5 protein-coding genes and 3 tRNA genes are annotated in these 2,896 nt (G+C 68.3%); 1 reads left to right on the forward strand and 7 read right to left on the reverse strand.

The features are described from left to right. Together VFM98_RS21555 and VFM98_RS21560 are read right to left on the reverse strand one after the other, a co-directional pair. Positions 1-322: hypothetical protein (locus VFM98_RS21555; RefSeq protein WP_325111943.1), on the reverse strand; the 322-nt coding region annotated here is incomplete at its 3' end. 3 nt (positions 323-325) lie between these two features. Beyond that, a complete protein-coding gene (locus tag VFM98_RS21560) occupies positions 326-763 on the reverse strand; it encodes a FecR family protein (RefSeq protein ID WP_325111944.1) in 438 nt (145 codons plus the stop codon). 92 nt (positions 764-855) lie between these two features. Here VFM98_RS21560 and VFM98_RS21565 point away from each other — a divergent pair, with 92 nt between their 5' ends. Further along, a complete protein-coding gene (locus VFM98_RS21565; RefSeq protein ID WP_325111945.1) occupies positions 856-1,254 on the forward strand; it encodes an ATP-binding protein in 399 nt (132 codons plus the stop codon). Between the two features lie 21 nt (positions 1,255-1,275). On the opposite strand, the gene VFM98_RS21570 is transcribed toward VFM98_RS21565, so the two are convergent. The 5 genes from VFM98_RS21570 to VFM98_RS21590 all read right to left on the reverse strand — a co-directional run. Continuing rightward, positions 1,276-1,361: transfer RNA gene (locus VFM98_RS21570), tRNA-Leu, on the reverse strand. A gap of 44 nt (positions 1,362-1,405) precedes the next feature. Further along, positions 1,406-1,479: transfer RNA gene (locus VFM98_RS21575), tRNA-Cys, on the reverse strand. 52 nt (positions 1,480-1,531) lie between these two features. Next, positions 1,532-1,607, reverse strand: a tRNA-Gly gene (locus tag VFM98_RS21580). 55 nt (positions 1,608-1,662) lie between these two features. Beyond that, on the reverse strand, positions 1,663-2,235 hold the full coding sequence (gene pgsA / locus VFM98_RS21585; protein WP_325111946.1) for a CDP-diacylglycerol--glycerol-3-phosphate 3-phosphatidyltransferase: 573 nt from the start codon (positions 2,233-2,235) through the stop codon (positions 1,663-1,665). Next, positions 2,232-2,896 (reverse strand): helix-hairpin-helix domain-containing protein (locus tag VFM98_RS21590; protein WP_325111947.1); only part of this gene is annotated, 665 nt, incomplete at its 5' end. The genes VFM98_RS21590 and pgsA, both read right to left, overlap by 4 nt.

Below are 2,896 nucleotides of genomic sequence, written 5' to 3' on the forward strand. Positions count from 1 at the left end.
TCAGGATGTCGGTGCCGGTGACGAAATACAGCAGGAAGGAGATCGGGCGGGCCGGCAGCGCGCTCAGGACGCCGGCGAAGCTGCTGCGCACCTGCTCCTCGGGCAGGCGGCTCACCTGCGGGCCGCCGTACCCGGCGATGCGGCTGGCGGCATAGGCCTGGTTCAGCACCGCGCGCTCGCCGTCGCGCTCGACCACCACCATGCCGATGTGCCCGTCGGCCGCGGGCACGACCACGACCGTCTCGGGGCTGGCGTCGATGCGCGGCTCGCTGTGGAAAGCGAAGATCAGCGCCATGACGACGCCGACCAGCACGGTCTCCAAGATTTACCTGGCCGGCTCTTCCACGCGCACCAGGAACTCGGTACCGCGCACGCCCATCACGCTGGCCGGGGTGCGCACGCGCATGGCGCCGGGCTCCTGCTTGACGATCTTGCCGGAGACCACCGCGAGCGAGCCCTTCTGCAGCGAAGCGTCGAACTGGCCGGCGTGCGTGGTGGTGTCGAAGCTGTAGCGGTCGATGCCGAGCACGCTGCGCGGCCCGGCCGACAGCAGGCTGTTGTCGAGGAAGGTGACGCCCACCGCGCCGTCGTCGCCGGTCACCAGCTTGTCGGCCTGGCGCACCGGCATCCCCGGCTCGGCGACGAGCGTTTGCCCGTTGCGCTCCAGGTGCACGCTGCCGCGCACGGTCTTGATCTGCCCGATGTCCTGGGCGTACGAAGCGGCGGCGAAAGCCGCCAGGAAGACTGCCAGGGTCCAGCGCATTGCACCCTCCCTCCAAGGTGGTGACGAGCGGATTCTATAATGACCGTCCCGACCGGCGACCGTGCACAATGCCCGACTTGGACAAAGCCACCATGTTTTACGCCCGGATGGGGGAGCTGCGCTCGCTGCGCCGCTTCCTGGAGGCCTTCTTTGCGCGCGCCGGGCTGGCCCATGACGATTGTTTACGCGTCAACCTGGTGCTGGAGGAGCTGTTCACCAACACGGTGAAGCACGGCTACCGGGAGGAATGCGATGCGCCGGTCTGGATCCGGTTGCGCGCGGCCCCCGGGGGGCTGCAGGTCACCTACGAGGACTCGGCGCCGCCCTTCAACCCCTACGTCGGCCTGCCCGATTTCGCGCCCGAGGCCACCCTGCGCTCGCGCAGGATCGGCGGCCTGGGGGTGCTGCTGACCCGGCGGCTGGCCAAGTCGCGCGACTACGCCTACCTCTACGGCCGCAACCGCATCCGGCTGGAATTCCTGCCGGGCTGAGGCGGCCGCGCCTTCGGGGAGTGCCCGGGGCCGGAATCGAACCGGCACGACCGGTTAAGGTCGGCGGATTTTAAGTCCGCTGCGTCTACCAGTTTCGCCACCCGGGCTGCGCTGCGCGCGCCGACGCTAACAGAAACGGTACCGCAGAAAGTGGAGGCGGAGGTCGGAATCGAACCGGCGTACACGGCTTTGCAGGCCGCTGCATGACCACTCTGCCACCCCGCCTGAAGGCTGAATAAAAAGGGAAGGTCCCGCCGGGACCTTCCCTATCTTAATCTGGAGCGGGAAACGAGTCTCGAACTCGCGACCTCAACCTTGGCAAGGTTGCGCTCTACCAACTGAGCTATTCCCGCATGGGTTCGTCGGGCGAATTATAAGGCCTGCCTCGCCCCCGCCTCAACCGAGGCGTCAGCTTCGCAGGGCGGCGTGCGGCAGCGCCCGGCGCAGGTAGTAGAGCATCGACACGACCGTCAGCACGGCCGCCACGTTGATCAGGATGGTGCCCAGCCACTGGCAGTCCACCACGCCGAACAGCCGCTCGTGGTACAGCAGCAGCGGGATGGCCACCATCTGGCTCAGCGTCTTCAGCTTGCCGACGAAGGCCACCGTCACGCTCTTCGACTGGCCGACCTTGGCCATCCACTCGCGCAGCGCCGAGATGGCGATCTCGCGGCCGATGATGATCAGGGCGACCAGCATGTCCACCCGGTTGAGGAACAGCAGCACCACCAGCGCGCCCATCACGATCAGCTTGTCCGCCACCGGGTCGAGGAATGCGCCGAAGGCCGACATCTGGTTGAGGCGCCGCGCCAGGTAGCCGTCGAGCCAGTCGGTCAGGCTGGCGAAGATGAACACCAGCGTGGCGACCTGGTTGCGGCCGTGCTCCGAAAGCCAGCTGTCGGGCACGTAGTACAGGCCGACGAACAGCGGGATCAGCACGATCCGCGACAGCGTGACGACGTTGGGAACGTTGAAAATCACGGCGCGGCGTGCAGGTGGCGGTAGATGCGCTCGGCGAGCGGCCGGCTGATGCCCGCCACCTTGGCGATGTCGTCGATGGCCGCGGCCTGCACCCCGCGCAGGCCGCCGAAATGCTCGATCAGCGCCTGACGGCGCTTGGAGCCGATGCCCGGAATCTCGTTCAGCATGGAGGTGGTGCGCGCCTTGCCGCGGCGCGCGCGATGCCCGACGATCGCAAAGCGGTGCGCCTCGTCGCGGATCTGCTGCACCAGGTGCAGCCCCGGATGCGAGGGCGGCAGCTGCAGCGTGCCTTCGCCCCACTCCAGGATCAGCTCCTCCATGCCGGGCTTGCGCTCGGGCCCCTTGGCCACGCCCACCACGCAGGCCTGGTGCAGCCCGAGGTCGTTGAGCGCCGCGCGCGCCGCGCCCACCTGGCCCTTGCCGCCGTCGATCAGGATCAGGTCGGGGATGCGGCCGCCCTCGGCGCTCACGCGCTCGTAGCGCCGCGACAGCACCTGGCGCATCGCCGCGTAGTCGTCGCCGGGCGTGATGCCGCGGATGTTGAAGCGCCGGTACTCGGACTTCTGCATTTGGCTGCGATCGTAGACCACGCAGGAGGCCACCGTCGCCTCGCCCATGGTATGGCTGATGTCGAAGCACTCGATGCGGCTCGCGCCCTCCG

It is taken from the genome of Ramlibacter sp. (genome assembly GCF_035706265.1).
In the GTDB taxonomy this organism is placed as follows: domain Bacteria; phylum Pseudomonadota; class Gammaproteobacteria; order Burkholderiales; family Burkholderiaceae_C; genus Ramlibacter.

Coding starts and splice junctions, on each gene's coding strand:
- VFM98_RS21565 (WP_325111945.1), top strand. CDS start 856: ATGTTTTACGCCCGGATGGGGGAGCTGCGCTCGCTGCGCCGCTTCCTG.
- VFM98_RS21560 (WP_325111944.1), bottom strand. CDS start 763: ATGCGCTGGACCCTGGCAGTCTTCCTGGCGGCTTTCGCCGCCGCTTCG.